General features: G+C 61.7%; 27 protein-coding genes and 1 pseudogene. 4 read left to right on the forward strand and 24 right to left on the reverse strand.

What is annotated here, in order from left to right; translation table 11 throughout:
* Nucleotides 1-6: 6 nt before the first annotated feature.
* Nucleotides 7-936, reverse strand: coding sequence for an electron transfer flavoprotein subunit alpha/FixB family protein (locus tag AC3ISR_RS21040; RefSeq protein WP_192300701.1), 930 nt, complete (start codon nucleotides 934-936; stop codon nucleotides 7-9).
* Nucleotides 937-938: 2 nt separating this feature from the next.
* A complete protein-coding gene (locus AC3ISR_RS21045) occupies nucleotides 939-1,688 on the reverse strand; it encodes an electron transfer flavoprotein subunit beta/FixA family protein (RefSeq protein WP_024076934.1) in 750 nt (249 codons plus the stop codon).
* 505 nt (nucleotides 1,689-2,193) lie between these two features.
* Here AC3ISR_RS21045 and AC3ISR_RS21050 point away from each other — a divergent pair.
* Entirely contained in the window at nucleotides 2,194-3,858 is a 1,665-nt protein-coding gene (locus tag AC3ISR_RS21050) for an electron transfer flavoprotein-ubiquinone oxidoreductase (protein WP_192300700.1), read from the forward strand.
* A gap of 177 nt (nucleotides 3,859-4,035) precedes the next feature.
* On the opposite strand, the gene AC3ISR_RS21055 is transcribed toward AC3ISR_RS21050, so the two are convergent.
* Complete coding sequence (locus AC3ISR_RS21055; protein WP_192300699.1) at nucleotides 4,036-4,929, reverse strand: AraC family transcriptional regulator; 894 nt, start codon at nucleotides 4,927-4,929, stop codon at nucleotides 4,036-4,038.
* A 183-nt stretch (nucleotides 4,930-5,112) separates the two neighbouring features.
* Here AC3ISR_RS21055 and AC3ISR_RS21060 point away from each other — a divergent pair, with 183 nt between their 5' ends.
* A complete protein-coding gene (locus AC3ISR_RS21060; RefSeq protein WP_192300698.1) occupies nucleotides 5,113-6,165 on the forward strand; it encodes an NAD(P)-dependent alcohol dehydrogenase in 1,053 nt (350 codons plus the stop codon).
* Here AC3ISR_RS21060 and AC3ISR_RS21065 read toward each other — a convergent pair whose 3' ends face one another.
* The 6 genes from AC3ISR_RS21065 to AC3ISR_RS21090 form a co-directional block, all read right to left on the reverse strand.
* Nucleotides 6,166-6,969 (reverse strand): IclR family transcriptional regulator, encoded by an 804-nt coding sequence (locus AC3ISR_RS21065; protein WP_463984181.1) that lies wholly within the window; start codon nucleotides 6,967-6,969, stop codon nucleotides 6,166-6,168.
* Between the two features lie 183 nt (nucleotides 6,970-7,152).
* On the reverse strand, nucleotides 7,153-8,118 hold the full coding sequence (gene araH, locus AC3ISR_RS21070) for an L-arabinose ABC transporter permease AraH (RefSeq protein ID WP_192300696.1): 966 nt from the start codon (nucleotides 8,116-8,118) through the stop codon (nucleotides 7,153-7,155).
* Between the two features lie 16 nt (nucleotides 8,119-8,134).
* Nucleotides 8,135-9,634, reverse strand: a complete 1,500-nt coding sequence (gene araG / locus AC3ISR_RS21075) for an L-arabinose ABC transporter ATP-binding protein AraG (RefSeq protein ID WP_489324419.1) — start codon at nucleotides 9,632-9,634, stop codon at nucleotides 8,135-8,137.
* On the reverse strand, nucleotides 9,631-10,611 hold the full coding sequence (locus AC3ISR_RS21080; protein WP_192300694.1) for a substrate-binding domain-containing protein: 981 nt from the start codon (nucleotides 10,609-10,611) through the stop codon (nucleotides 9,631-9,633). The genes araG and AC3ISR_RS21080 overlap by 4 nt, the downstream gene beginning before the upstream one ends.
* Before the next feature lie 32 nt (nucleotides 10,612-10,643).
* Entirely contained in the window at nucleotides 10,644-11,465 is an 822-nt protein-coding gene (locus AC3ISR_RS21085) for an SDR family oxidoreductase (protein ID WP_463984926.1), read from the reverse strand.
* 180 nt (nucleotides 11,466-11,645) lie between these two features.
* Nucleotides 11,646-12,125: a GNAT family N-acetyltransferase gene (locus AC3ISR_RS21090; RefSeq protein WP_010208407.1), complete on the reverse strand. Its 480-nt coding sequence runs from the start codon at nucleotides 12,123-12,125 to the stop codon at nucleotides 11,646-11,648.
* Nucleotides 12,126-12,219: 94 nt separating this feature from the next.
* On the opposite strand from AC3ISR_RS21090, the pseudogene AC3ISR_RS21095 reads away from it, so the two are divergent.
* Nucleotides 12,220-12,516: pseudogene (locus AC3ISR_RS21095) on the forward strand (MFS transporter); the annotation flags it as partial.
* Between the two features lie 34 nt (nucleotides 12,517-12,550).
* Entirely contained in the window at nucleotides 12,551-12,883 is a 333-nt protein-coding gene (locus AC3ISR_RS21100; RefSeq protein WP_463984927.1) for a hypothetical protein, read from the forward strand.
* Between the two features lie 62 nt (nucleotides 12,884-12,945).
* Here the strand turns inward: AC3ISR_RS21100 and AC3ISR_RS21105 are convergent, their stop codons facing one another.
* The 15 genes from AC3ISR_RS21105 to acpP all read right to left on the reverse strand — a co-directional run bounded on the left by AC3ISR_RS21105 (nucleotide 12,946) and on the right by acpP (nucleotide 26,757).
* Nucleotides 12,946-13,851 carry a PfkB family carbohydrate kinase gene (locus tag AC3ISR_RS21105; protein ID WP_463984928.1) on the reverse strand — a complete coding sequence of 302 codons (906 nt, stop codon included), beginning with the start codon at nucleotides 13,849-13,851 and terminating at the stop codon, nucleotides 12,946-12,948.
* Complete coding sequence (locus AC3ISR_RS21110) at nucleotides 13,844-15,310, reverse strand: purine-cytosine permease family protein (RefSeq protein WP_192300690.1); 1,467 nt, start codon at nucleotides 15,308-15,310, stop codon at nucleotides 13,844-13,846. Before AC3ISR_RS21110 ends, AC3ISR_RS21105 begins: the two co-directional genes overlap by 8 nt.
* A gap of 89 nt (nucleotides 15,311-15,399) precedes the next feature.
* Entirely contained in the window at nucleotides 15,400-16,401 is a 1,002-nt protein-coding gene (locus tag AC3ISR_RS21115) for an ADP-ribosylglycohydrolase family protein (RefSeq protein WP_192300689.1), read from the reverse strand.
* The gene (locus AC3ISR_RS21120; RefSeq protein WP_192300688.1) at nucleotides 16,398-17,111 is read right to left on the reverse strand and encodes a GntR family transcriptional regulator; all 714 of its coding nucleotides are present in this window, start codon (nucleotides 17,109-17,111) and stop codon (nucleotides 16,398-16,400) included. The genes AC3ISR_RS21115 and AC3ISR_RS21120 overlap by 4 nt, the downstream gene beginning before the upstream one ends.
* Before the next feature lie 70 nt (nucleotides 17,112-17,181).
* Nucleotides 17,182-17,742, reverse strand: coding sequence for a DUF1285 domain-containing protein (locus AC3ISR_RS21125; protein ID WP_463984929.1), 561 nt, complete (start codon nucleotides 17,740-17,742; stop codon nucleotides 17,182-17,184).
* Between the two features lie 16 nt (nucleotides 17,743-17,758).
* Nucleotides 17,759-18,364, reverse strand: a complete 606-nt coding sequence (locus AC3ISR_RS21130; RefSeq protein WP_192300686.1) for a DUF4823 domain-containing protein — start codon at nucleotides 18,362-18,364, stop codon at nucleotides 17,759-17,761.
* Between the two features lie 218 nt (nucleotides 18,365-18,582).
* Nucleotides 18,583-19,551 (reverse strand): GTP 3',8-cyclase MoaA, encoded by a 969-nt coding sequence (locus AC3ISR_RS21135; protein ID WP_192300685.1) that lies wholly within the window; start codon nucleotides 19,549-19,551, stop codon nucleotides 18,583-18,585.
* A gap of 115 nt (nucleotides 19,552-19,666) precedes the next feature.
* Complete coding sequence (locus AC3ISR_RS21140) at nucleotides 19,667-20,320, reverse strand: TetR/AcrR family transcriptional regulator (RefSeq protein WP_192300684.1); 654 nt, start codon at nucleotides 20,318-20,320, stop codon at nucleotides 19,667-19,669.
* 429 nt (nucleotides 20,321-20,749) lie between these two features.
* Nucleotides 20,750-21,535 carry a TatD family hydrolase gene (locus AC3ISR_RS21145; protein ID WP_192300683.1) on the reverse strand — a complete coding sequence of 262 codons (786 nt, stop codon included), beginning with the start codon at nucleotides 21,533-21,535 and terminating at the stop codon, nucleotides 20,750-20,752.
* A gap of 64 nt (nucleotides 21,536-21,599) precedes the next feature.
* Nucleotides 21,600-22,589 (reverse strand): DNA polymerase III subunit delta', encoded by a 990-nt coding sequence (locus AC3ISR_RS21150; RefSeq protein ID WP_192300682.1) that lies wholly within the window; start codon nucleotides 22,587-22,589, stop codon nucleotides 21,600-21,602.
* Nucleotides 22,582-23,214, reverse strand: coding sequence for a dTMP kinase (gene tmk / locus AC3ISR_RS21155; protein WP_192300681.1), 633 nt, complete (start codon nucleotides 23,212-23,214; stop codon nucleotides 22,582-22,584). The genes AC3ISR_RS21150 and tmk overlap by 8 nt, the downstream gene beginning before the upstream one ends.
* Before the next feature lie 19 nt (nucleotides 23,215-23,233).
* Nucleotides 23,234-24,334 (reverse strand): endolytic transglycosylase MltG, encoded by a 1,101-nt coding sequence (gene mltG / locus AC3ISR_RS21160; protein ID WP_192300680.1) that lies wholly within the window; start codon nucleotides 24,332-24,334, stop codon nucleotides 23,234-23,236.
* Nucleotide 24,335: 1 nt separating this feature from the next.
* On the reverse strand, nucleotides 24,336-25,151 hold the full coding sequence (gene pabC, locus AC3ISR_RS21165; RefSeq protein ID WP_192300679.1) for an aminodeoxychorismate lyase: 816 nt from the start codon (nucleotides 25,149-25,151) through the stop codon (nucleotides 24,336-24,338).
* On the reverse strand, nucleotides 25,151-26,395 hold the full coding sequence (gene fabF, locus AC3ISR_RS21170; RefSeq protein ID WP_192300678.1) for a beta-ketoacyl-ACP synthase II: 1,245 nt from the start codon (nucleotides 26,393-26,395) through the stop codon (nucleotides 25,151-25,153). Before fabF ends, pabC begins: the two co-directional genes overlap by 1 nt.
* 125 nt (nucleotides 26,396-26,520) lie before the next feature.
* A complete protein-coding gene (gene acpP, locus AC3ISR_RS21175; RefSeq protein WP_003175607.1) occupies nucleotides 26,521-26,757 on the reverse strand; it encodes an acyl carrier protein in 237 nt (78 codons plus the stop codon).
* Nucleotides 26,758-26,908 lie beyond the last annotated feature (151 nt).

Below are 26,908 nucleotides of genomic sequence, written 5' to 3' on the forward strand. Positions count from 1 at the left end.
ACTGGATTAGACCAGCTTCTCCAGCTCGGGTACGGCTTCGAACAAGTCTGCCACCAGGCCGTAGTCGGCTACCTGGAAGATCGGCGCTTCTTCGTCCTTGTTGATCGCAACGATCACTTTGGAGTCTTTCATGCCGGCCAGGTGCTGGATCGCGCCGGAGATACCGACGGCGATGTACAGCTGTGGCGCCACGATCTTGCCGGTCTGGCCGACCTGCATGTCGTTGGGTACGAAACCTGCGTCGACGGCCGCGCGGGAAGCGCCGACCGCAGCGCCCAGCTTGTCGGCCAGGGCATACAGGTGCTTGAAGTTGTCACCGTTCTGCATGCCACGCCCGCCGGAAACGACGATCTTGGCAGCGGTCAGCTCAGGACGATCCGACTTGGCCAGCTCTTCACCAACAAAGCTGGAAGTACCCGCGTTGTGGGCAGCTGCAACGGCTTCAACGGCAGCCGAACCACCTTCGGCGGCAACCGGGTCGAAACCGGTGGCACGCACGGTGATGACTTTTACCGAGGCCGTCGATTGCACGGTGGCAATGGCGTTGCCGGCGTAGATCGGGCGCTTGAAGGTGTCAGCGCTTTCAACCGAAACGATCTCGGAGATCTGGTCAACGTCCAGCTGCGCGGCGACGCGTGGCAGGATGTTTTTGCCGTTGGAAGTGGCGGCAGCCAGGATGTGGCTGTAGCCAGCGCCCAGCTCTGCAACCAGAGGGGCAACGTTTTCCGGCAACTGGTGAGCGTACGCGGCGTTGTCGGCCAGCAGCACCTTGCTCACGCCAGCGATTTTCGCGGCGGCTTCAGCCACGGCGCCAGCGCCCTGACCTGCAACCAGCACGTGAATATCGCCACCGATTTTAGCGGCAGCAGCCACGGTGTTCAGGGTGGCCGGGGCCACGACCTTGTTGTCGTGTTCAGCGATTACCAAGATAGTCATTGTCAGATTACCTTCGCTTCGTTTTTCAGTTTCTCGACCAGTTCAGCGACCGACTTGACCTTGATGCCCGCGCTGCGTGCAGCCGGTGCTTCAACCTTGACGGTCTTGTTGGTGGACGCGGTGGAAACGCCCAAAGCATCCGGAGTCAGCACTTCGAGAGGCTTCTTCTTGGCTTTCATGATGTTTGGCAGGGACGCGTAGCGCGGCTCGTTCAAACGCAGGTCGGTGGTGACGATGGCCGGCAGTTTCAGGGAAACGGTCTGGGCGCCGCCGTCGATTTCACGGGTCACGGCGACGCTGTCACCGCTCACTTCGACTTTGGACGCGAAGGTGCCCTGGCCGTAACCGGTCAGTGCAGCCAGCATCTGGCCAGTCTGGTTGTTGTCGCTGTCGATGGCTTGCTTGCCAAGGATCACCAGCTGAGGCTGTTCCTTGTCGACAACAGCCTTGAGCAGCTTGGCCACGGCCAGGGAGGTCAGCTCTTCAGCGGATTCGACCAGGATGGCGCGGTCGGCACCCAGTGCCAGGGCGGTACGCAGCTGCTCTTGAGCAGTGGTCGGGCCGATGGAAACCACGACGATTTCAGTTGCCACGCCTTTCTCTTTCAGGCGTACGGCTTCTTCCACGGCGATTTCACAGAACGGGTTCATCGACATCTTGACGTTAGCAAGATCGACGCCGGAATTGTCCGCCTTGACGCGAACTTTCACGTTGTAATCGACAACGCGTTTGACAGCTACAAGAACCTTCATGGATTCCTCGTTACTCTCCGGTGAAAAGAAAGTCGCCTAGGCGAACCTGGCGGTTGATGCTCATCGGCACACAAGGGCACCTCCAAAAACGTCGGCGGATGACCTTGCTCACGGGAAATGACGACCGTTCGTCAGTGGTGACTGAGAGGTCATTCTTTATCGCAGCGTGTAAACTGCGCGCCCGAGTTTCGGCGCGCGTCACCTGTCTTGCTTTTGGACGTGCTCTTGAAACCTGCTGTCTGCCTACGGTAAGCGCAAAACCGACCGTATATTGACCGGAACGCCTATTCTGGTCAATACGGCAAAATAGCCAGTCATAAGCCGCGTTGCTTTGATTTACCTAGCCTGCGAGCAATTCAAACAAACGTTTGTATTGGACGCTCGCAGTGGTCTATATATAATGCGCCACCTAGAGAGAAAGGTGGGTCAGGCCTTTGCGCCAGACGACACCGAACCTCCATCCATTAGAAAAAAAGCCTGTTGAGCCTTGAGTAGGAGATAACCTGTGGAACGCGAATACATGGAATTCGACGTGGTCATCGTCGGCGCTGGCCCGGCGGGCCTGTCTGCCGCCTGCCGACTGAAGCAGAAGGCCGCCGAAGCCGGTAAGGAAATCAGCGTCTGCGTGGTCGAGAAAGGCTCCGAAGTGGGCGCACATATTCTCTCCGGTGCGGTGTTTGAACCCCGCGCCCTGAACGAATTGTTCCCGGACTGGAAAGAACTCGGCGCCCCGCTCAACACCCCCGTGGTGCGCGATGACATCTATGTACTGCGCAGCCCCGAAGCCTCCACCAAGGTTCCTGACTTCTTTGTGCCCAAGACCATGCACAACGAAGGCAACTACATCATCTCCCTGGGCAACCTGTGCCGCTGGCTGGCCCAGCAGGCCGAGAACCTGGGCGTGGAAGTCTACCCAGGCTTCGCCGCCCAGGAAGCGCTGTTCGACGAAAACGGCGTGGTACGCGGGATCATCACCGGCGACCTCGGCGTCGACCGCGAAGGCAACCCGAAAGAAGGCGTCTACACCCCAGGCATGGAACTGCGTGGCAAGTACACGTTGTTCGCCGAAGGTTGCCGCGGCCACATCGGCAAGCAGCTGATCCAGCGCTTCAACCTGGACAGCGACGCCGACGCCCAGCACTACGGCATCGGCCTCAAGGAAATCTGGGAAATCGACCCAGCCAAGCATCAACCAGGCCTGGTGGTGCACACCGCCGGTTGGCCGCTGGACATCATGAGCAACGAGAACACCGGCGGTTCGTTCCTCTATCACCTGGAAAACAACCAGGTGGTCGTCGGCCTGATCGTCGACCTGTCCTACAGCAACACCTTCCTGTCGCCGTTCGATGAGTTCCAGCGCCTCAAGCACCACCCGGTGCTGGCCCAGTACCTCGAAGGCGGCAAGCGCATCAGCTACGGCGCCCGCGCCCTGGCCAAAGGTGGCATCAACTCGCTGCCGAAGATGGTATTCAAGGGCGGCGCATTGATCGGCTGCGACCTGGGCACCATGAACGTGGCCAAGATCAAGGGCAGCCACACCGCGATGAAGTCTGGCATGCTCGCCGCCGACGCCGTGGCCGACCGCCTGTTTGCCGAATCCGAAGGCGGTGATGAACTGACCGCTTACGTCGACAGCTTCAAGTCCAGTTGGCTCTACGAAGAACTGTTCGCCAGCCGCAACTTCGGCCCAGCGATGCACAAGTTCGGCCCGATCATCGGTGCAGGTTTCAACTGGTTCGACCAGAACATCCTGGGCGGCAAGATGCCGTTCACCCTGCACGACACCAAGCCGGACTACGCCTGCCTCAAGCTGGCCAAGGACAGCAAGAAAATCGACTACCCCAAACCCGACGGCAAGCTGAGCTTCGACAAGCTGAGCTCGGTGTTCATCTCCGGTACCAACCATGAAGAAGAACAGCCGTGCCACTTGAAGCTGAAAGACCCGAGCATCCCGATCGGCACCAACCTGCCGCTCTACGATGAACCGGCTCAGCGCTACTGCCCGGCGGGCGTGTATGAAGTGATCACCCAGGAAGACGGCGCCAAGCGCTTCCAGATCAACGCCCAGAACTGCGTGCACTGCAAGACCTGTGACATCAAGGACCCTTCGCAGAACATCACCTGGGTGACGCCGGAAGGCGCGGGTGGGCCGACTTACCCGAATATGTAAGCTAACTGTTTAAAGAAAAGGCTCCCAGACGGGAGCCTTTTTTATGGGTCAAACGCGGTCAAATGTGGGAGCTGGCTTGCCCGCGATAGCGGTGTATCTGAACCCTACATGTGGCTGACCCACCGCTATCGCAGGCAAGCCAGCTCCCACACTGACCAGTGTTGAATCAATAAAAAGTCAGGCGACGCGCTCCTCGCCGGGGTTACGCTCGAAGTAGCGCTTATATTCGCGACTGAACTGCGACGTACTCTGATACCCCACGCTATGCGCCGCCTGCGCCACCCCCATGCCTTCCACCATCAGCAACTGCTGCGCCTTCAACAAGCGCAATCGCTTCAGGTACTGCACCGGCGACAACAAGGTGCAGCGCTTGAAATGCTCATGAAACGTCGACGCACTCATGTGCGCATACCCCGCCAATGTCTCGATATTCAACGGCTCGGCATAATGGGCGTGCAGGTGATTCAATGACGTAGCGATTCGCGAAAACTGCCCCTGCTGTTCCACCAAGGCGCGCAACACATCGGCCTGTGGCCCGCGCAGCGCGGTGAACAACAATTCACGCACCCGCGCCGGGCCCATGATCCGGCTTTCCAGCGGATCATGCAGGCACTGCAGCAGCCGTTCGACGCAGCCACGCATGGCGTCATCCAGCACCACCGAACTCATCGACTCCAACGTCTGCGCCGTCGGCGGCGGCCCGGCCTGAATGCCCATGGCCATCACCAACTCCCCCAGCACCACACGGTCGATGCCCACCGTCACCCCGTAGAGCGGCGCATCCGGTGCCATGGCAAACGTCTCGCACTCGAACGGCACCGGCATGGCCTGGATCAAATAGTGCCCGGCGCCATACTCCAGCGTGCGCGGGCCCAGGTAGGCGACTTTGCTGCCCTGGGCCACGAACATCAGGCTGGGCTCATAGATCTGTGGGCCGCGCGCCACATCGCAGCTGGCGCGCAATACCTTCACGCCCGGCAGGTGGGTCGGCGAGAAACCGTCGCAGGGCGTCAGCCCCTCGATCAAGGAAACCAGCGTGGCGTTGGCATCAAGATGGCGAGTCAACAACATGGCAAAAAACTTCGCGAAAAAGGGATGAACGCATCATCGCAGGTCCGGCGACACAAAAATCCAAACCCGGGGCACCTCCGGACGAATAGGCATGAGACTCGGAGCAATCGCCATGGCCGCTGCAAGGCCCGGCGCGGAGAATGCGCCGCCTCACCTGTCATTGCTTTTTGCGAGGTTTTTCCCATGTACACCGCCATCGGTTATGCCGCCCAGTCGGCCACCACTCCCCTCGCCCCCATGTCCTTCCAGCGCCGCAGCCCGCGCGTCGATGATGTGGCCATCGAGATCCTGTACTGCGGCGTGTGCCACTCCGACATCCACCAGGCACGCAACGAGTGGGGCATCGCCGTGTACCCGCTGATGCCGGGCCACGAGATCGTCGGCAAAGTCACCGCCGTCGGCGCCGACGTCACCGCGCACAAAGTCGGCGATCTGGTCGGCGTGGGCTGCATGGTCGACTCGTGCCGTCACTGCGACGCGTGCAAGTCGGACCTGGAGCAATACTGCCTCGAAGGCCCGACCATGACCTACGCCACCCCGGACCGCGTCGACGGCAGCAACACCATGGGCGGCTACTCCGACAGCATCGTGGTCAGCGAACACTTCGTGGTGAAGATCCCGGCCAGGCTCGACCTGGCCAGCGCCGCGCCGATCCTTTGCGCCGGCGTGACCATGTACTCGCCGATCAAGCACTACGGCATCAAGGCTGGCGACAAGGTCGGCGTATTGGGCATGGGCGGCCTCGGCCACATGGGCATCAAGCTGGCCAAGGCGATCGGCGCCGAAGTGACCTTGTTCACCCGCTCGGCGAGCAAGGCCGAGGAAGGCCGTCGCCAGGGCGCCGACCATGTGATCGTGTCCACCGACGCTGCGCAGATGCAAGCCGCGGCCGGGCAGTTCGATTTCCTGCTGGACACCATCCCGGTGCAGCACGACCTCAACCCCTACCTCGACGTGCTGCGCTTTGACGGCGTGCACATCCTGGTCGGCCTGATCGAGCCGGTCGACCCGCCGGTCAACGCCGCCAAGCTGATCCTGGGCCGCAAGGTGCTGGCCGGTTCGCTGATCGGTGGCATTGCCGAAACCCAGGAAGTCCTGGATTTCTGCGCCGAACACGGCATCAGCTGCGACATCGAAATGCTCGACATCCGCAACATCAACGAAGCCTACAGCCGCATGATCGCCGGCGATGTGAAGTACCGCTTTGTCATCGACATGGCGACCCTCAAGGTCTGATCAGGCCTTCGCGCCCAACTCCGCTGACAGCCGCGCTGCGACCTGTTTGATCACAGGGATCAGCTCGGCCATTTTCTCCAGCGGCATGTAGGGCACGGTACTGGCGATGCTGATGCCGGCGACAATCCGCCGGCTGGCATCGCGCACAGGTGCCGCGACACAACGGATCGACGGTTCGTTGTCTTCCAGGTCGAACGCATAACCGCCCACCACGTATTCACGCATGCGCTGCTCGAACTGGGCCCAGGACTGCTCCGGGTGCAGCGGCCACTGCGGGCTTTTCCCTGCGGCCGGCAAGCTGACGTCGTACAGGCGCTGCCACTCTTCGAGCGAATCATCCAACAGCAACGCCTTGCCGATGCCCGTACGCGCCAGCGGCATGCGGTGGCCGACCCGCGAGCGCATTTCCGGGCCATTGCGGCCGGGGTTCTTGTGCAGGTAGAGCACGTCGTCGTACTCGCGGATGGCCAGGTGGATGGTGTCCCCGGTCAACGCCGACAATTCGTCCAGGTACGGCACCGCCAACGTCACCAACGGCAGCTCTTCACGCGCCTGGAAACCCAGCTCGATCAATTTGGGCCCCAGCAGGTAACCGACTTGCGGCACCACGCGCAGGTAGCGCTCCTCCACCAGGCAACTGGCCAGGCGGTGGGTGGTGCTGCGGGTGGTGCCGATGCGTTTGGCGATCTCTTTCAGATCCCGCGCACCGGCCGCCACCGCTTGTACCACGCCCAGGCCACGGAGCAGGGTCTGGGTGCCGGTGGGGGCGGTTTCTTTGGTGGGGATGGGAGCGTTTTCCTGCATGTCGGGCCTATTAAGTGTGAAAGCACGGGCATTATGGCAAATACCGACCTTCAATAAAGTGCAGATCCAAATGTGGGAGCGGGCTTGCTCGCGAAAGCGGTGTGTCAGATACCTGATGAATTTGCTGAACCACCGCATTCGCGAGCAAGCCCGCTCCCACATTTAGCCCTCACATGGCATGGTTTAACGTTGTTTCATGCGGTCGATGATGACGGCCAACAACAGGATCGAACCACGGATCACGTACTGGTAGAAGGTATCGATGTTCTTCAGGTTCATCGCATTCTCGATGATCGCCAGGATCAACACCCCGGCGATCACATGCCGGATCATGCCGATCCCGCCGCTCAACGACACCCCACCCAGCACGCACGCCGAAATCACCGTCAGCTCGAAGCCCTGGCCAATCATCGGTTGGCCCGAGGTCATGCGCGAGGCGAGGATCACCCCGGCCAACGCGCCCACCAAGCCGTGTACGGCAAAGATGATGATCTTGGTGCGGTCCACATTCACCCCGGCCAGCAGCGCCGCTTCCTGATTGCCGCCAATGGCCATGGTATTGCGCCCGTAGGTGGTGTAGTTGAGCAGCCAGCCAAAGAACACAAAACACAGCACGGTGATGATGATCGGCACCGGCACACCCAGCAGTTGGCCGTTGCCGAACACGAAGAAACGTTCATCCATCACCCCCACCGCCTTGCCATTGGAGAAGATGTAGGCCAGGCCGCGCACGATCTGCATGGTCGCCAGCGTCGCAATCAACGCATTGATGCGCAGCTTGGCAATCACGATGCCGTTGATCAGCCCCACCACCAGGCCCATCGCCAACGCGGCCGACACGCCGAGCACCACGCTGTCGGTGTCGCGGATCACGATGCCGGCCACCACGCCGGCGCAGGCGATCACCGAGCCCACCGACAGGTCGAAATGCCCCGACGCCAGGCAGAACAACATGGTGCAGGCGGCGATGCCCACCGTGGAAATCGCCAGGCCCAGCCCGCGCATGTTCAGCGGCGAAAGGAAGTTGTCGATAAACAACGCACTGAGCACAAAGATGCCCAGTGCCGCGAGCAACATCACCCAGTCATCGAGGAACTTGCGCTGGTTGAAACCCGGCCAGAAGCCCTTTGCAGTTTTTACCTCGGACATACTCACCTCGAATTCATCAAGCCCGCGAACGCGGGAGAGCCAGTTGCAACAGCCGTGCTTCGTCCGCTTCGGCGCGGGTCAATTCGCCGGTCAAGGCGCCTTCACTCATCACCAGGATGCGGTCGCTGATGCCCATCACTTCCATCAAATCGCTGGACACCACGATCACCGCAACCCCGCTTGCTGCCAGGGTATGGATGATCTGGTAGATCTCCGACTTGGCGCCGATATCGATACCGCGGGTGGGTTCGTCGAGCAGCAGCACCTTCATCGGCATCGACAGCCAGCGGCCGAGAATGGCCTTCTGCTGGTTGCCGCCGGAGAGGTACATGATCTTCTGCTCGGCATTCGGCGTCTTGACCTTCATCGCCTTGATCTGGTGCTCGGCGTTGCCCTTTTCCCAGCCGTCACGCAACAACCAGCCGAACGCCGAATGGGCGCCACGGGCGCTGATGTTGATGTTCTCGGCGACGCTGGACAGCGGGATGATGCCTTCCTTTTTGCGGTCTTCCGGGCACAGCAGCACCCCGGCGGCGATGGCATCGCGCGGTGAGCGCAGTTGCAGCGGCGCGCCGCACAGCTCCATGCGACCGGCGCTGGTGCGCTCTAAACCGCTGAGCAGACGGAACAGTTCGGTGCGCCCTGCCCCAACCAGGCCGAACAGGCCGAGAATCTCGCCCTTGCGCACGTCAAAGCTGATCGGTTCACGCAAGCCGGGGCCTTGTAAACCGTCGACCTTCAACGCCACTTCGCCGTGGTCACGCGGGCGGTAATCGTAGATGTCCTGAATGTCGCGCCCGACCATGCACGTCACCAACTGGTCATGGGTCAGCGCGCTCATGTCATCGAAGGTGCGCACGAAGCGGCCGTCCTTGAACACCGTCACCGCGTTGCAGATGCGGAACACTTCTTCCATGCGGTGCGACACGTAGAGCACCACTTTGCCCTCGTCGCGCAGACGCGTGATGATCGCCATCAAGCGGTCGATCTCCCGCGCCGACAGGCTGCTGGTGGGCTCGTCAAACGCGATCACATGGGCGCCACGGGACAGCGCCTTGGCGATTTCCACCAGTTGGCGCTGGCCCAGGGACAGGCGGCCGAGCTTTTCGGCCGGGTCGATTTCATCCGCCAGGCCCTTGAGGCAAGCGAGGGCCTGCTGGCGCAGCAAGCCCCGATTGACCACGCCGAACCGCGACGGCAAATGCCCGAGGAACAGGTTTTCGGCGACGGTCATTTCCGGCACCAGGTGCAGCTCCTGGTGGATCACCGCCACGCCGTTGGCGATGCTGTCGGCGGCGCATTTGAAGGCCATGACCTGCTCGCCGATCTGCACTGTGCCGCTGCTTGGGATGTAGGCGCCGCCAAGGATTTTCAGCAGCGTCGACTTGCCCGCGCCGTTCTCGCCCATCAGCGCGTGTACCGCGTGCGGCCGCGCTTCAAAGCTGATCTGCGCCAAGGCCTTGACCCCGGGAAACTCCTTGCCGATGCCATTGAAACGCAGGGCCGCGCCGCTCATTTCCACAGACCGATTTTGGTCAGTTCCGCCTGGAAATTTTCGCGGGTGATCAGCGTTACTTCGTCCATCGCCGTGTACTTCGCCGGTTCCTTGCCGGTGGTGACCCACTCATACATCGCCAGCGCCGTGTTGTAGCCCTCGATATGCGGGCTCGGCAGCATCGAACCGAAGAAACCACTGTCAGGCTTTTTCAGCTCGCCGATGGCGTCGGTGCCGTTGATACCGATGCCGATCACGTTGGCCGCCTTGAAGCCGGCGCTTTCGGTGGCGCGCACGCCGCCAAGCACGGTGTTGTCGTTCATGCCGCCGATGATCAGGTTTTTCGCGCCACTGGGCAGCTTGACCAGGGCCGAGTTGGTCGCGTCCATGCTGCCCGGCACGTCGAGGGTTTTCAGGGCGGCGGTGAGGATGTGGTCCTTGGGAAGGCCGGCTTCTTCCAGGGATTTGATCGAGCCGTCGGTGCGTTTTTTACCGGTGTCGAGTTCGTTATAGGTGTTGATCACCGCGTAGGTGTCCTTCCAGTCCCAACCGCGCTTTTTCGCTTCGCCAGCCATGGCCGCGCCTTGTTTCTGGCCGACTTCGAAAGCGGCCATGCCCAGGTACGGCACGTCCTCCATGAAGTTGCCCTTGGCATCGACGAAACGATCATCCACCGCCATGACTTTCAAGCCATTGGCCTTGGCCTTGGCCACGATCGCCGGGCCGAGGGACACATCCGGCGGGCAGATCACAAAGCCCTTGGCGCCGTTGGCCGCGAGGCTGTCGATGGCCGAAAGGGTTTTCTCGCCATCGGGCACGGCGATCTTGATCACGGTAAACCCATGGTCCTTGCCGGCTTTTTCGGCGAAGGCCCATTCGGTCTGGAACCACGGTTCCTCAGCCTGCTTGACCAGAAAGCCGATCTTCACTTCTTCAGCCGAAACAACGCCGCTGAACGCGACGGCGAGCGCCAGGGTGCCGAGTGTCTTCTTCAACATGAACCACCTCCTTCTTGTTATTGGAGAACGCTTTAGTCGTGGTACATCACAGACCGCCCGCCATCAATCATCAGGCAGGTGGCATTGATAAAGGGCGCCTCGTCGGTCGCCAGAAACAGCGCGGTCATCGCGACTTCCACTGGCTGGCCGATGCGCTTGGGCGGGTGCAGGTCGAAGGCGCGCTGGCGCTCGGCGTGGGGGTCGGGGAAACCGTTCCAATAGTCGACGTTGAGCTGAGTCTCGATATAGCCCGGCGCGATGGCATTCACGCGGATGCCCTTGGGCGCGTATTCGATGCCAAGGGCGCGGGTCAGGCCAAGCAGGCCGTGCTTGGCCACGGGATAGGGAAAGCAGCCGGGGATGATGTGACTGGAATGGGTGGAGGCGATATTGATGATGTTGCCGATGCCCTGCTCGATCATATACGGCAGCACCGCACGGCAGCCGAACCAGGCGCCGTCGAGGTCGATGGCGAAGCAGCGGCGCCAGTCTTCGTCGCTCATTTGCAGCGGGTCGCGGAACACGTTGACCCCGGCGCAGTTGACCAGCACGTCCACACGGCCAAAACGCTCGATGGTCAGGTTGACCAGCGCTTGCCATTGCTCTTTTGAGGTGATGTCGACGGGTTGGGCGTGGATTGCAGCGCCGCGTTCGCGCCAGTGGGCGGCAACGGCTTGGACTTTTTCAGCCTGGATGTCGGCGATGACCAGGCGCGCCTGCTGGGCCTGGAAGCACGCGACGATGGCCTCGCCGATGCCTTGGGCGGCGCCGGTGATGATCACCACCTTGTCTTTGAGCCGCTCGCCGTAGGTTGGCTCGGGCACGGCGGGGAGGGACAACGGTTGTGCCTGCATCGCTTCACCTGTTTTATTTTTGGTAGTGAGTGCTGATGCCGTCGACTATAAACCTATCTTTTGAAATATCTCAATATATAAATTTGCATCCCACATACTGAGCAAATGCGCAAAAAAATTGGGAGCCGGCTTATATGGGAGCTCCCACATTTGAACTTCAGTGCTTTCTAAAAAGTGATCTCAGCCCAAGGCAAAGTCGCGCAACGCATCGCCTTCCATGCGGTAGCGCACCCACTCTTCCTGGGGCTGCGCGCCGATGGATTTGTAGAAGGCGATCGCCGGCTCGTTCCAGTCCAGCACGCTCCATTCGAAGCGCCCGCAACCGTTGTCAAAGGCGATCTTCGCCAGGTGGCGCAGCAACTTCTTGCCCGCACCGCCGCCGCGTTGTTCCGGGTTGATGTAGAGGTCTTCGAGGTACAGGCAGTTGCTGCCCAGCCACGTGGAGTAGCTGAAAAAGAACACCGCGAAACCAATCGGCAAGCCGTCGCGCAAACAGATCAGGCCATGGGCGGTGGCGCCCTCACTGAACAGGCTGCGCTCGATGTCCACGACACTGGCGATCACTTCATGCCGGGCCTTTTCGTACTCGGCCAGTTCGGTGATGAAAGTCAGGATCTGCGCAGCATCGCTGGGCACCGCGGGGCGAATCTCGATGGTCATGGTCGAGCCTTGGGCAATTTCAAAGCACACATACTAAGGGGGATTCATGACTGATTGCAGTGCATTTTCATCGCTGCCGTTACTCCGTCGGCAGGTCACGTTGGGGGTGGGTTACGGCCTGACGTATTCGGTGATCAACGGGTTGGTGGCCAACGAAGCACCGCCGGGCAGCACCTCCCAGGCGTTGCTGTTGTTCAGCCTGGCGTACTTTATCGGGGTGTTCGGGTTTCCGTTGCTGGCGGGCAAGATCATCGTCGAACACGGCATGCCCACGCTGTTGTTGAGTGTGACGGCGGTGGCGGCGCTCAATTGGCTGATCAGCGTTGTTCGGCTGGTACTGCGCCGTTCGTCGCCATCCAGGCACCAACCAGCCTTGCGGGCGGACCAATAGAGGGTAAGGACAATAACTCTATGGAGATTCCCTCATGAAGCATTCCAAGTTGGCTGCCCTCGCCTTTGCAGGCCTGTTGTCGTCGGTTTCGCTGAGCGGTTTTGCGGCCACCTCCTCCACCGGCACGAGCACTCCTGACGCGACCACCGAGTCCCAGAAATCCATGGGCACGGGGCTGCAAATCAACAATGGGGCGGTGATCGAAAACTCCAACGGCGCCGACCCGCACACCCAGGGGCACGACGCGGAACGCCAGGCGCCAACTGCGGTGGGCAATGGCAAGATGGGCCCCTCGGTGAACGAGCCGACGATCAACAAAGGCGATGACTCCAACCTGCCGGGCGCGCCGAAACAGCCTGCGCCGTAGAAGGCATGTTCCGAAACCCAATGTGGCAGGGGGCTTGCCTCCTGCCATATTTTTGCCGCGGTTCAGCGCACCAATAGCGCGTCGACCTCGGCGGTGCCAGGAGAAGTAGCCGGGCCCCAGCGTGTCACGGCCAAGGCTGCCGCAGCGTTCGCACGGCGCGCCGCCTGGGCGGGTGCGAGGCCATTGGCCAAGCCTGCGATAAACACCCCAGCATGGGCATCCCCCGCACCGTTGCTGTCCACCGCCGTCACCTTGAAGCCCGGCACCTGTTCGGCATTCACCCAGCAGCCATTCGGGCCATCGCGCACCACCCGCAATGCGCCCTCGGGCAGATACCGTTGCAAGGCGCTCAAGGCCTGCGCCAACGTAGCCGCACCAGTAAATGCCAACACCTCCGGACCATTGCTGGTCCAGATGTCGATACGCGGCAGCAACGCTGCCATCAGCGCCGACTCCGGCGCCTTGACCAGCGGGCCCGGATCGAACACCAGGGTGATCTCACGCGGCAGCGCCAACAGCCAATCGAGCAACGCCTGGGCCTTGCCTTCGAGCAACAGGCTGTAACCGCTGACATAGACATAATCGTCCGCCTGCGGGACAACCCGCGCCAAATCCTCGGCCGTCAACTCGCCCTCGGCACCAAGATGGGAAATGAACGTGCGCTCGGTCGTCGCCTCGGTCAGGGACACACACAAGCCCGTGTCTTTATCGGGGCTGGCGGCCTGGGCCATCTCGACACCTTCGGCCTGCATCGCCGCGCGGGCCAAGTCACCAAAGCGCCCGTTGCCATGGCGCCCGAGATACACCACCGGCAAGCCGTTGCGCCGTGCCGCCGCCATCACGTTGAAACCACCGCCGGCTTCGAAACTGGCGGATTGTGCCAACACGTCACCGCCAGTCGCGGGCAAGGTTTCCAGGGCCATGACCAGATCGACAATGACCTGGCCGGTGTGCAGCAATCTAGACATGACGACGCTCGACTAACGCCGGGCGACGGTCGGATGCGCCGCCCAGTACGGCATAAATCCCGCCGGCCACCAGGAAGGTGACGATCCAGCCCAGGCCGTTGTGGCCCAGCCAGGAGTCGGACAAAGGCCCGGCGAACCAGATGTTTTCGGCGGTGGTGCCGATGGTGGTAAAGCTGAAACCCAGCACGATCGCCACGGCCCAGGCGCCAAACGCGCGCCATTCCACGCCGCCGCGGTACCAATAGGCACTGCTCGGGCTGACGTCCAGCAGGTCGTTGGCGCTGTAGTGGTGACGGTGGATCAGGTCGACCACGAAGATCCCGACCCACGCGGTGATCGGTACCGCCAACAGCGAAATGAAGGTGATGAACGGGCCGTAGAAGCTGTCGGCGATCAGCATGAAGTAGATCGAGCCGGCGAAGATCGCCACGATGTCGACGATCACTGCGTGCACGCGCTTGACCTTCAAGCCGAGGGTCAAGGTGGTGAGGCCCGCCGAGTACACCGACAGGTTGTTCGACAGCAGCAGCCCGCCGAACGCGGTGATCAGGTACGGCACGGCCATCCAGGTCGGCAGCATGTCGCGGATCGCGATGATCGGGTCGGTGGCCGAGGCCAGGTCGTTGTTGCCCACCGAGAGCAGGCCGCCGAGGGTGATCAGCAGCACCAGCGGGATGCCCGCGCCAAACGCGGCCGAGGCCACCAGGCGCACGGCCTTGACGCTGCGGTGCTGGTAACGCGACATGTCGGCGCCGGCATTGGCCCAGCCGATCCCCGTGCCGGCGGCCATGGTGCCGACGCCGATGATCATCGCACTCAGCGGCGCCGGCGTCGCGTTGAACACCGCGCTCCAGTCGATGGTGGCGCAGAGGAAGCCGCCCACCAGGATATTCAGGGCGCCGAACACGTAGGTCGCCCACTTCTGGATCACCAGCAAGGTGGCGTGACCGAGGCCGGATACCGACAGGGTCAGCAGCACGAAGATGGCGATGAATACTAGCGTCAGAACCGGTGCGCTTTTCGCCTCGACCGGCGAGCCAAACAGGATCGAGCACAACGACAGCAGCACGAACGCGGCTGTGGTGGTGTTCACGGTTTCCCAGCCCAGGCGCGACATCAGCGAGACCAGCGTCGGGCCGATGTTGCCGCGCACGCCGAAGATCGCCCGGGACAAGGTCAGGCTCGGCGCACGGCCACGTCGACCGGCGATGGAGATGATGCCCACCACCGCGAACGAACCGGCCGCGCCGAGGATCGCGACGATGATTGCCTGCCAGATGGCCAGGCCGCGAAACGCCACCAGCGTCGCCCCCAGCGGCAGGCCGAGGATGCTGATATTGGCGGCGAACCAGACCCAGAACAGTTGCAGCGGATGGCCGTTGCACTCGCTTTCCGGAACCGGTTCGATACCACGTGTTTCCAATTGCCCGGCGCTTTGGCCGCTAGGGGTGCTACTCATGAAGGATGCTCCTGGTGCCTGTCTTATTGTGGTTGTGGCAAGTGTTCCATGCAGTCGATCAAGTGTGGGAGCGGGTGGATCTGTGCCAGTCAGCGCAGGGCGAGTAGTGCCTGGACCAGTGGCTGCAAGTCCAGACCATTGACCCGCCTGACCTGCTCGACCATCGCCTGTGGCCAGCACTGCATGCCCAGGCAGGCACCCAGCATGGCGCCGAGAATCGCGGCGATGGTATCGGTGTCGCCGCCCAGGCTGGCAGCCAGGCACAAGGCTTCAAACGCGCTCATGTCGCCCACCGCCACTTGCTGCGCAAGGGCGAACGAGACCACGACCGACTCCTGGGATGCGACGGAGGTGCCGATCAATTCGTAGAGCAAATCGGCAAACAGCGCTTTGTCGCCACTGCCGACACTCAGGGTGCGCGCCCAACTGATGCGGGTGGACATGCGTCCTCCGGCAATCCAGTGACCATGGCTTTGCGCCTGCTGGGCGATCTGGGTGCCGATGTTCAGTGCTTCGCCCAAATCCACGCCGTTGATCCCGGCCGAGACCACCGCCGCCACCGCCGCCGCGCTGGAGATGCCCAGGCTGGTGTTGTGGGTGACCTGGCACGCCTGGATCACAGCCTGGATAAACCGCGCCGGATCGCTGACATCAGCGGCGATACCGACCGGGGTGATGCGCATCGCGGCACCGTTGGTGGTGCCGTAACGCCCGGACTCCTGCGGGGTGTGGCCGGCGAGGATCATGTCGATCGCACGTTTGGTCGATGGGCCGAGCAAGTCCTGGGAACCCTTGGCGCGCATCAGCGCTTCCCACGCGATCAAGCGCTTGGCCAGCACGCTCGGCTCGATGGTGCCTCGGCCTTCGACGAGCAGCTCGCCGACCAGAATCGCCTGCTCGGTGTCATCGGTGATGGAACCGGCGGGCATGTTCGGTGCGATGGGCTGGTTGGCGTCGGCATCTTCCAGGGTGGTGATCGCACCGAAGCGTGCGCGCACCTGTTCGCGGCTCAGGGACTGGGTGGGCATGCCCAGGGCATCGCCCAAGGCCAGGCCGTAGAAGGCGCCGAGCGCGCGGTTGAGCGGGGTCATTTCGGGTTTCCAAATTGCAGATGCAGGCGAAAGTGCAGCGGGTCGAGCAAGCTTTCAACGTATTCCATAAAGCGCTCGCGACGGTCATAGGTGGTGCGCGAGGCCTTGAGAAACACGCTGCCGCTGGGGCGACCGAGCAGCTCGGCGTCGCTGTCACTGAGGGGCTCGGCGCCGATCCATTGGTCACCTTCGGCGCCGACAAAGCCGTAGGCTGCCAAGGTGATGGTCAGGGAGTTTTCGATCAGGCCAACATCCGGCAGGCTCTCCAGGCCACCGGAAGCCGGCATCAGCGAACGTTCCAGGGACACGGCGGTACCGTCTGACGTGCGCCGGCGGCGGTCGAGAGCAATGAATTGCTCGGTGCCGAAGCGGCTGAACAGGTCCGGGCGGCTCACGGCCTCGAACCGCAGGACGTCGGTGCTCACCTGCGCCCCGGTGTCCGCCAGGGCTTGTGCCCAGCCGCTGCGCTGGTCGAGCATCATGCCGTCAAAGGTAACGATGGAGCCGACGCCGCTCTGGGTCGCAATGTAATGACGTCGCTTGAGCTCGGCCAGCGCCTCGCGCAGGGTGCCCCGGCTGACGGCAAACTCTTCGGCCAGTTGATGCTCACCCGGGAGCAGGAAACCGTCGGCCATCACCCCACCCTCGATACGGCGGATGAGCTCGTCGACGACGCGTTTTTTCTTATCAAAACGAACATGTCTAATCATGTACAAATTCATACCCGAAAGCGCCCGCTGTCAGCAAGCGAATTATTTTAGGAGGATGAAAAAGCCAGCCTCAGGGTTCCAGGCCAATCCTGAAGAATTCCCCGCCACTCCAGACGCCAAGCCAGTTCTGACCGTTGATCGGACGGCTGACCGCCAGTTCGACCAATTGGTAGAACACATTGCGATGCACGAGGGCTTCAAGGTTGGTGCGCACCCGTAGATAGGGTGACGGTTCCTGGGTGACTGGGTCAATGACCACCCGCAGCGGGTGCTCGAGGCCGGCATCGATCTGCTCGTCGACATTGGTGGTAAAGCGCAGCACCTGGCTTTCGCCCTGCCCTTCGACGTCAAGTGTCAGCGCAACGAACGGCGCATCATCGACGCGGATGCCGACTTTTTCCACGGGAGTGATCAGAAAGTACTCATCGCCATCGCGGCGGATGATATTGGAGAACAACTTGACCATCGGCTTACGCCCGATCGGCGTGCCCTGGTAGAACCAGATGCCGTCGCGGGCGATGCGCATGTCGATATGGCCGCAGAACTCCGGGTTCCATAGGTGCACTGGCGCCGGTCCCTTGCCCTTGGGCAGTTGGGCCAACAGATCATTGGCCTTGGCGGAATCGGTCATGGGCTGCTCCTGTGTCTTATTGATCGCTCATGCCCAGCAGGCTGCGGGCGTACTGCGCCAGGGGGCGGGCGATCAGATCCTGGGGTCGGTTGTCGTGGAACGTCAGTAAACCGCCACGGCTGCGAATCCGCACAGTATCAATCAAATACTGGGTGCTGGTCTCGATCAACATCACCTGGATCACACCGCTGTCGAGGCCGACGCGATCGAGGGCTTCCTGGTCGGCCCATTCATCGGCGTTGCCGATGCGGTCATCGGCTGCCGCGAAACGGCAATACAGCAGGTAGTGGGCCCCCGCGCCGCGCGCTTCAGTCATTGCCTGCTCGAGGCCTTCCGGCTGACGGGCGCGACGGACCATGGGGAAGTATTCGACGAACCCGTTGAAGGCTTCTTCGGCCACCACGTTGGGACGCGGGTAGGCACTGCCCGGCGGCACAAATGCGCCTTGAGCGATAAAGACAAAGGAGTCCGGTTGCAGGCGGATCGAGTTGGTACGGCGGGTGTCGCTGTGGTCGAGCAACCCGGCGTCACTCATCTGATAGCGAGTGCCTTCGGCCATATCGCTGACGGTCATGCAACCACTCAGCGCCAACGACGCCAGCAACAAAACCAGACTACGCATCCTAATCCTCCAGAAGCCGGTGACGGAAAACCGGCGAATGGGCGTGAGATGCAGAATCCGCGCCATTCACAGACGACACAAATCAAATGTGGGAGCGGGCTTGTGTGGGAGCGGGCTTGCTCGCGAATGCGGTGTGTCAGTCAGCACATCTGTTTCTGATACACCGCATTCGCGAGCAAGCCCGCTCCCACAGGGGAATGTGGCGGAAGAATATCGGGTCAGCCGCCAATGATCTTCATGATGGTGGCCCCGCCCGAGAACGCCACTTCCTGCTTATCGCCCAAGGCCTTCATCAACAGCCCTTGCAGCGCCGGCAGCGCCTGATGGCGCGGCTTGTCCAGCAGGTCGCCGACATAGTGACGGTTGCTCGACGACAGACAGCCATGCAACCAACCCGTGGACGACAGGCGCAGCCGCGAACAGGTGCGGCAGAACGGCACGCTTTCGTTGGCGATCACGCCGAAGTAGCCCTTGCCGGGGATTTCATAACGCACAGCGGTGGCGTCCACCGGAGCGTTGGCTTGCAGGTATTCGTATTGTTCGCCGATCAGGCTGAGCAGCTGTTGCAGGCTGACGAATTGCTGCAGGAATGCATTGGAATCCTTGGCCAGGTGGCCCATGCGCATCAACTCGATAAAACGCAGCTCGTAACCACGCTCCAGGCAGTAGTCGAGCAGTGGCATCACCTGATCCAGGTTCTGGCCGCGCAACGGCACCATGTTGACCTTGATCTTGATCCCGGCGGCGCGGGCCTGGTCCATACCGTCGAGCACGCTGGCCAGGTCGCCGCCACGGGCGATGCTGCGGAAGGCGGCGGCGTCCAGGGTGTCGAGGGAGACGTTGATGCGCTTGATCCCGGCCTCCACCAGCAACGGCAGTTTGCGCGCCAGCAGTTGGCCGTTGGTGGTCAGGCTGATGTCACTCAGGCCCAGCTGCCCCACCGCGCCCATGAAGGCTTCCAGTTTGGGACTGACCAGCGGCTCACCGCCGGTGATGCGCAGGCGCTCGATGCCCGCCGCTTCGATCAGGTACTCGACACCCCGCGCCATGGCCTCGGCCGAGAGTTCGTCCTGGGCAGCCACCAACCGCTTGCCATTGGGCACGCAGTAGGTACACGCATAATTGCAGGCTGAGGTCAGGCTGATCCGCAAATTGCGAAAACGCCTGCCTTGACGATCAACGATCATGGATCACTCCGGCAGAGGATGATTCGGGCGCGCTAAAAGCTGACTTAAAAATCAGCTTTTAGCAAGAGTCCTTGCCTGAGTATATTCCTGGGGTACTACGCGTGGCAGCAAATCATTAGCTGGCGGGCGTTTCAGCGGGCGGCAGTTCGGTGCTGTGCTTGCGCTTGTTGCCCATGCGCACGCCGATGTCCATCAGGAACTGGAAGAAACCTTCCTGATCTTCCAACACATTGCTCCAGAATGGCGAGTGGTACAGCGCCACGGCACCATGCACCAACGCCCAGGCGGCGCAGTAGTGGAAATACGGCGGTACGTCTTCAAGCTTGCCTTCGCTGATGCGGCCCTTGATCAACAGGGTCAGGCGTTCGAAGTTCGAGGCGCGGATCTTGTGCAGTTCCTCGACCATTTCCGGCACCTGATGGCCCTTGACCACCTTTTCTTCCAGGCGGTCGAACAGGCGATAACGCTGCGGGTCGCGCATGCGGAACTCGAAGTAGGCGCGGGACAGGGCTTCCTTGTCCTTGTCCACATCGGCCGAATGCAGCAGCTCGTTCAAGTCGCGCTCGTAATCGAGCATCAGGCGCAGGTAGATCTCGGCCTTGGACTTGAAGTGCTTGTAGATCGTGCCTTTGCCGATACCCACGGCATCCGCGATCATCTCGACGGTGACGCTGTCTTCACCTTGTTCGAGGAACAGCTTGAGCGCGGTGTCGAGAATTTCCTGCTCACGGCGGCGAAACTCACGGACCTTACGGGGTTCTTTGTGCATGAGGAAGAGGTCTGCAAAGGTGACTATGGGGAGGGTTGCGCAGGGCCACGCAGACGCGGCGATACGATTTACCCGGTGCGAGGGATTATCCCGACTGAACGGTCGTTGGGCAACGCCTATGTGAACCCGTCATGCACTTTAGTTTCAGCGCGCCAACGTTTTCACCGCTCCCAGTCAGAAATAACACGCACAAACTGCGCCTGTGCACCCGCGCGATGAGAACTCAAGCGAAGCGCGTGTATTCCAAATCTGTTTAAAAATCGACCAGTCACGACTGGACTGAATCAGATACTGATCAATACTTGAACTGTCGGCGTGACATCTCCCCCAAGTGACGCGCCGACCCTGGGTACCGACGGACTGCGTGCCCTGTTTTACTCCTAATGGTCTTAACCCGGATTCACCCCCCAGAACCCGGGTTTTTTTTGCCTACGATTTGACGTGGGCCAACGGGAACAGACGCTTGAAGTTCTGCGTGGTCTGCTCGGCAAAACGCTCGTAGGACTCGCCGCGCAACATCGCCAGGTAATCCGCCACATCCCGCACGTACTCCGGCAGGTTCGGCTTGCCGCGATGGGGGATGGGCGCCAGGTACGGCGAGTCGGTCTCCACCAGCAGGCGATCGGCCGGCACTTGGCGCGCCACATCGCGAAGGGCGTCGGCGTTGCGGAAGGTGACGATACCCGACAGGGAAATGTAGAAACCCAGGTCCAGGGCCGCCTTGGCCATGTCCCAGTCTTCGGTGAAGCAATGCAGCACACCGGCCTGGGGCAACGCGGCTTCGCGCAGCAGGGCCAGGGTGTCGGCGCGGGCGCCACGGGTGTGGACGATCACCGGCTTGCCGGTCTGCTGGGCGGCCTGCAAGTGCAGGCGGAAGGAGGCCTGCTGCAATTCGGCAGCCTCGGGTTCGTAGTGGTAATCCAGGCCGGTTTCGCCGATCGCCACCACACGCGGGTGATTGAGTTCGCCCAGCAACCAGTCGAGGGCCGGGGCTTCGCCGGGCTTGAGGTCCAGCGGGTGGATCCCCACCGAGCAGTCCACATCCACATAACGCTCGGCCAGGGCTTTGACGTCGGCCGCGTTTTCAGCGCTGACGCCGATGCACAGGAAGTGCCCTACCCCACACTGGCGCGCGGCTTCGAGGGCGGCATCAAGGGAGCCGCCGTGCTGGGCGAGGTCAAGGCGATCTAGGTGGCAATGGGAATCTACGAGCATGGGCAATTACAACTTGAGTCGCGAAAAAGGGTCTGGCCGACGATACACCGGTCGGCCACGGAAATTAACGGCGGCCGAGCAAACCGACCCACTGCACCAGCAGCGCTTCGAGCAACAGCACGCGGTTGAGGTTGGCTTTGCCGAGCACCTTCTGGCGCTGGGCAAGAATCCAGTCCTGAATGTTGAGCACCTTGTCCTGAGCGCTTTTCTGCGCCAGGTACTGCACGACTTTGCGCATGTCCGGCAGGCCCAGGCCGTTTTCGTCCTGGGTCAACTGATAGCGCAGGATCAGGCTCGACCAGTCGCAAAACCAGTCGAACAGCAGCAACAGCGGAATATCCTTCCAGGCCGTCTCGGCCAACTGGGTGGCGGACAGTTCCTGCTTGAGCAGTTTCTTCACCCCATCCACCACCAGCGCACGTTGTTCACGTACGCCTTGGGCCTGCAATTTCACCGCAGCCAGCGGCGAACCGGCGGCCAGGGTCAGCAATTCGCCACGCTCTTCTGCGCTGCACTCCGGCAACGCCTGGGCCAGCCACTCGAGGCTCATGGCCTCGCTCGGCAACGGGCAGGCCTGCTGTACACAGCGGCTGCGGATAGTCGGCAGCAAACGACTGGACTGGTGGCTCACCAGCAGCAACACCGTATCGCCGGACGGCTCTTCCAGGCTCTTGAGCAGGGCGTTGGCGGCATTGATGTTCATCGCCTCCACCGGCTCGATCAACACGACTTTGCGCCCGCCCATCTGCGCGGTCTGCACCACGAAGCTGACGAGATCGCGCACCTGATCGACCTTGATCGCCTTGTCGGCTTCTTCAGGTTCCAGCAGGTAGTTATCCGGATGGCTGCCGGCCTTGAGCAACAGGCAGGATTTGCACTCGCCACACGCCTCCAGATTGACCGGGCGCTGGCACAACAGGCTGGCCATCAGACGCTCGGCAAGCGCGCGCTTGCCGATGCCAATCGGCCCGTGCAACAGGTAAGCGTGGGCGTGCTGGGCACGGCCGGCCAACTGTTGCCAGAGGCTGGCCTGCCACGGGTAGGCTTCAGCCACGGGCGCGCTCCAGCAACGTGGGCAGCAAGGCATCGATGGCGTGCTGCACCTGGGCCAAGGGTTGGGCAGCGTCCAGCAGGTAGTAGCGTGCCGGCTCGGCCTTGGCACGCGCGAGAAACGCGCTGCGCACCGCGTCGAAGAATGCACGGCCTTCCAGCTCGAAGCGATCCAGGCGACCACGGGCACTGGCGCGGGCCAGGCCGACTTCCACCGGCAGGTCGAATACCAGGGTCAGGTCGGGACGCAGATCGCCTTGCACGAAGGTTTCCAAGGTGGCGATACGCGCCAGGGACAAACCGCGGCCGCCGCCCTGGTAGGCGTAGGTGGAATCGGTGAAGCGGTCGCAGATCACGACGGCACCGCGGGCCAGCGCCGGGCGGATCACTTCAGCCAGATGCTGGGCGCGGGCGGCGAACACCAGCAGCAGTTCGGTATCCGGATTCATCGGCTCGTCACCCGGGGCCAGCAGCACTTCGCGGATGCGCTCGGCCAGCGGCGTGCCACCGGGCTCACGGGTCAACACCACCTCGACGCCATCAGCGCGCAAGCGCTCGGCCAGGTAATCGCGGTTGGTGCTTTTGCCGGCGCCTTCAGGGCCTTCCAGGGTAATAAACAAGCCAGTCACGGGCAGTCCTTAGTCAGAGTCATTGCGGGCTTTGCGGTTCGGCAGGCGCATCGGCCGGTGGTGTTGCGTCTTCTGCCGGCTTTGCCGCAGGCGCCGGGCTGGAGCGGTAATCGGCGCGGCGCTTGAGCTGGAACTCGCGCACGGCGGCATTATGCGCATCCAGGTCATCGGAGAAAATATGGCTGCCATCGCCACGGGCGACAAAATACAGGCTGCTGCCCGGCACCGGGTTCAGCGCGGCATGGATCGCTTCGCGGCCGACCATGGCGATGGGCGTCGGCGGCAGGCCGGCAATCATGTAGGTGTTGTAGGGGTTGGCTTCCTTGAGATGGGCACGGGTCAACTTGCCGTTGTAGCGCTCCCCCAGGCCATAGATCACCGTCGGGTCGGTCTGCAGCAGCATGCCGATCTTCATCCGGCGCACAAACACCCCGGCAATCTGGCCGCGCTCCTCCGGCACGCCGGTCTCCTTCTCCACCAGCGAAGCCATGATCAGCGCCTGGTAGGGCTCGGTATACGGCACATCGGCAGCCCGCTTGCTCCACTCCTGGGCGAGGACATCGTCCAGGCGGTTGTAGGCTTTTTTCAGGAACTCGACGTCAGTCATGCCGCGTACGAAGCGGTAGGTGTCGGGGAAGAAGCGCCCTTCCGGAAACACGCCGGGGTGGCCAAGCTTGTCCATCACTTCGCTGTCGGTGAGGCCTGACAGGGTTTGCACGATCTTTTCATGCTTGGCCAGGGCCGAGCGTACTTGGCGGAAGTTCCAGCCCTCCACCAGAGTCAGGCTGTATTGCACCACTTCGCCACGCTGCCACAGGCCGATCAAACCTTGTGCGGTCATGCCGGGGGTCATGCGGTATTCGCCGCTGTGCAGGGGCTGGCCGTCGAGATTGAAACGCCAGTAAAGACGCAACCAGAAGGCGCCGTCGAGCACGCCGTCGGCTTCGAGGCGATTGAAGGTGCCGGTAGGCGTCGCCCCGGCCGGTACGTCGAGCAGCTGCTCCTGGGTCAGGTTCAGGGGCTGCTTGAGGGCAGCGTCGTATTTCCAGGCGCCATAGCCCAACAGCAAAGCCGCCGAGAACAGACCAACCAGCAGCAGTACAACCAGTTTTCGTATCAACTCAAATATCCAATAGCGCGCGAACAATGCCTTGCAGTTTACGGGTGAGCGGCCCAACCGACCAGCTCATCGCAGCGCAGGCACGCACCGGCCAGATGCCATAAACGCTGTTGCAAACGAAGACTTCATCGGCCTGCTGCAACTGTTCGATGCTGATGTCGGCCACGGCCACCGGGATGCCCAGGGTTTGCGCCTGGGCCAGAATCTCGGCGCGCATCACGCCGGCAACGCCGCAACGGGTCAGATCGGCGGTTAATAACAAGCCGTTGCGCACCAGGAACAGGTTGCTGAATACGCCTTCAATGACCCGCCCGGACGTATCCAGCATCAAGCCTTCGGCGTGCTCGGCATCCTGCCATTCGGCGCGGGCGATCACTTGTTCCAGGCGGTTGAGGTGTTTGAGGCCGGCAAGCAGAGGCTGCTCGGCCAAGCGGGTGGCGCACGGAAACAGGCGGATGCCGTCGCTTCCATGAGCCGGGGGATAGGTAGCGGGCGGACTGCCCTGCAAGATACGGCGCAGCGGCGCGCCGGGGTTGAGGCCATAACCTCTCAGGCTGTCGCCACGGGTGAGGATCAACTTGAGAACACCGTCGCCGAGGGCGGCGGCATAGGCCTGCACTTCGCTGCGAATCACACTGTGATCCGCGGCGAGAGCGAGGCGCCTGCAACCGTCTTCAAGACGCTGCAGGTGGCGGTCGAGCAGCACAGGCTGCCCGGCCTTGACGGCGATGGTCTCGAATAGCCCATCGCCATACGCCAGGCCGCGATCTTTCAGAGGCACGCTGTCCGCTGGCTGACCGTCGACCCAGCTGTCCATCACTCGGCGAACCGGCGGAACACCAGGGAACCGTTGGTGCCACCAAAGCCGAACGAGTTGGAGATCGTCACGTCGATCGGCATCGGTTGCGGTTCATGCGGCACGAAGTTCAGATCGCAGCCCTCGTCCGGCTCATCCAGGTTGATGGTCGGCGGAGCGACCTGATCCTTGATGGCCATCACACTGAAAATCGCCTCGACCGCGCCCGCCGCACCCAACAGGTGACCGGTCATGGACTTGGTGGAACTGACCGCCAGCTTGTAGGCGTGTTCGCCGAACACCGACTTGATGGCCTCGGCTTCCGCCAGGTCGCCGGTCGGGGTCGAGGTGCCGTGGGCATTGATGTACTGCACCTGGTCCGCATTGATCTTCGCGTCGCGCAGGGCGTTGGTGATGCAACGTGCAGCACCGGCACCGTCGGACGGTGGCGAAGTCATGTGGTAGGCGTCGCCGCTCATGCCAAAGCCGATCAGCTCGGCGTAGATGGTGGCGCCACGCGCCTTGGCGTGTTCCAACTCTTCCAGCACCAGGGCGCCGGCACCGTCGGACAGCACGAAACCGTCACGGCCCTTGTCCCACGGACGGCTGGCACGGGTCGGCTCGTCGTTGCGGGTCGACAGCGCACGGGACGCGCCAAAGCCGCCCATGCCAAGGCCGCAGGCAGCCATTTCAGCGCCGCCGGCGATCATCACGTCAGCTTCGTCGTAGGCGATGTTGCGCGCCGCCATACCGATGCAATGCGTACCGGTAGTGCACGCGGTGGCGATGGCGTAGTTAGGTCCCTGTGCGCCCAAGTGGATGGACAGGAAGCCGGAAATCATATTGATGATCGAGCCCGGCACGAAGAACGGTGAAATTCGACGGGGGCCAGTATCGTGCAGGATGCGGCTGGTTTCTTCGATATTGGTCAGACCACCAATACCCGAACCCATGGCCACGCCGATGCGATCACGGTTGGCGTCGGTAACTTCCAGGCCGGCATTACGCACTGCCTGAAAACCGGCAGCCAGGCCGTACTGAATGAACAGGTCGAGTTTGCGGGACTCTTTGATCGAGAGATATTCCTCGACATTGAAACCCTTTACCGAGCCGCCAAAACGGGTGGAATAGGCAGAAAGGTCCGTATGTTCAATCAGACCAATACCACTGCGGCCAGCCAGAATGCCCTGCCAACTGCTCGGCACATCCGTACCCAGTGGCGACAACATACCCATACCGGTGACTACGACGCGTCTACGCGACACAGCACTCTCCTTTTTCTAATGACGACACTTTGCTTCAGGCTCACTTTTCGTCAGAGCTAAAGAAAAAACCGCACGCTGTAACAGCAGTGCGGTTTTTCCCAACAGCAAGCGACGACTAAAAACTATTACGCCTGATGGCTGGTAACGTAGTCGATAGCAGCTTGAACAGTAGTGATTTTTTCAGCTTCTTCGTCCGGGATTTCGGTCTCGAATTCCTCTTCCAGAGCCATCACCAGCTCAACGGTGTCAAGGGAATCGGCACCCAGGTCTTCTACGAAGGAAGCAGTGTTGACCACTTCTTCTTCTTTGACGCCCAGTTGCTCGGCAACGATTTTCTTGACGCGCTCTTCGATGGTGCTCATACCTTGTTTAACTCCTAATGGACAAATTCAGGCAGCTGGCCAGTGGGTAAGTGTATAGAAAGCCTTTTCAGCTTTTCAACTGAAAGCTTCACCCACGTACCCGGTCGGCCACCTGCCTATAAATTAAGTTGCAGCTTTATAACGGATTTTA

The sequence above is a fragment of the Pseudomonas sp. GL_117 genome (genome assembly GCF_057835125.1).

Coding starts and splice junctions, on each gene's coding strand:
- AC3ISR_RS21040 (WP_192300701.1), bottom strand. CDS start 936: ATGACTATCTTGGTAATCGCTGAACACGACAACAAGGTCGTGGCCCCG.
- AC3ISR_RS21045 (WP_024076934.1), bottom strand. CDS start 1,688: ATGAAGGTTCTTGTAGCTGTCAAACGCGTTGTCGATTACAACGTGAAA.
- AC3ISR_RS21055 (WP_192300699.1), bottom strand. CDS start 4,929: ATGTTGTTGACTCGCCATCTTGATGCCAACGCCACGCTGGTTTCCTTG.
- AC3ISR_RS21060 (WP_192300698.1), top strand. CDS start 5,113: ATGTACACCGCCATCGGTTATGCCGCCCAGTCGGCCACCACTCCCCTC.
- AC3ISR_RS21065 (WP_463984181.1), bottom strand. CDS start 6,969: ATGCAGGAAAACGCTCCCATCCCCACCAAAGAAACCGCCCCCACCGGC.
- araH (WP_192300696.1), bottom strand. CDS start 8,118: ATGTCCGAGGTAAAAACTGCAAAGGGCTTCTGGCCGGGTTTCAACCAG.
- araG (WP_489324419.1), bottom strand. CDS start 9,634: ATGAGCGGCGCGGCCCTGCGTTTCAATGGCATCGGCAAGGAGTTTCCC.
- AC3ISR_RS21080 (WP_192300694.1), bottom strand. CDS start 10,611: ATGTTGAAGAAGACACTCGGCACCCTGGCGCTCGCCGTCGCGTTCAGC.
- AC3ISR_RS21085 (WP_463984926.1), bottom strand. CDS start 11,465: ATGCAGGCACAACCGTTGTCCCTCCCCGCCGTGCCCGAGCCAACCTAC.
- AC3ISR_RS21090 (WP_010208407.1), bottom strand. CDS start 12,125: ATGACCATCGAGATTCGCCCCGCGGTGCCCAGCGATGCTGCGCAGATC.
- AC3ISR_RS21100 (WP_463984927.1), top strand. CDS start 12,551: ATGAAGCATTCCAAGTTGGCTGCCCTCGCCTTTGCAGGCCTGTTGTCG.
- AC3ISR_RS21105 (WP_463984928.1), bottom strand. CDS start 13,851: ATGTCTAGATTGCTGCACACCGGCCAGGTCATTGTCGATCTGGTCATG.
- AC3ISR_RS21110 (WP_192300690.1), bottom strand. CDS start 15,310: ATGAGTAGCACCCCTAGCGGCCAAAGCGCCGGGCAATTGGAAACACGT.
- AC3ISR_RS21115 (WP_192300689.1), bottom strand. CDS start 16,401: ATGACCCCGCTCAACCGCGCGCTCGGCGCCTTCTACGGCCTGGCCTTG.
- AC3ISR_RS21120 (WP_192300688.1), bottom strand. CDS start 17,111: ATGATTAGACATGTTCGTTTTGATAAGAAAAAACGCGTCGTCGACGAG.
- AC3ISR_RS21125 (WP_463984929.1), bottom strand. CDS start 17,742: ATGACCGATTCCGCCAAGGCCAATGATCTGTTGGCCCAACTGCCCAAG.
- AC3ISR_RS21130 (WP_192300686.1), bottom strand. CDS start 18,364: ATGCGTAGTCTGGTTTTGTTGCTGGCGTCGTTGGCGCTGAGTGGTTGC.
- AC3ISR_RS21135 (WP_192300685.1), bottom strand. CDS start 19,551: ATGATCGTTGATCGTCAAGGCAGGCGTTTTCGCAATTTGCGGATCAGC.
- AC3ISR_RS21140 (WP_192300684.1), bottom strand. CDS start 20,320: ATGCACAAAGAACCCCGTAAGGTCCGTGAGTTTCGCCGCCGTGAGCAG.
- AC3ISR_RS21145 (WP_192300683.1), bottom strand. CDS start 21,535: ATGCTCGTAGATTCCCATTGCCACCTAGATCGCCTTGACCTCGCCCAG.
- pabC (WP_192300679.1), bottom strand. CDS start 25,151: ATGGACAGCTGGGTCGACGGTCAGCCAGCGGACAGCGTGCCTCTGAAA.
- acpP (WP_003175607.1), bottom strand. CDS start 26,757: ATGAGCACCATCGAAGAGCGCGTCAAGAAAATCGTTGCCGAGCAACTG.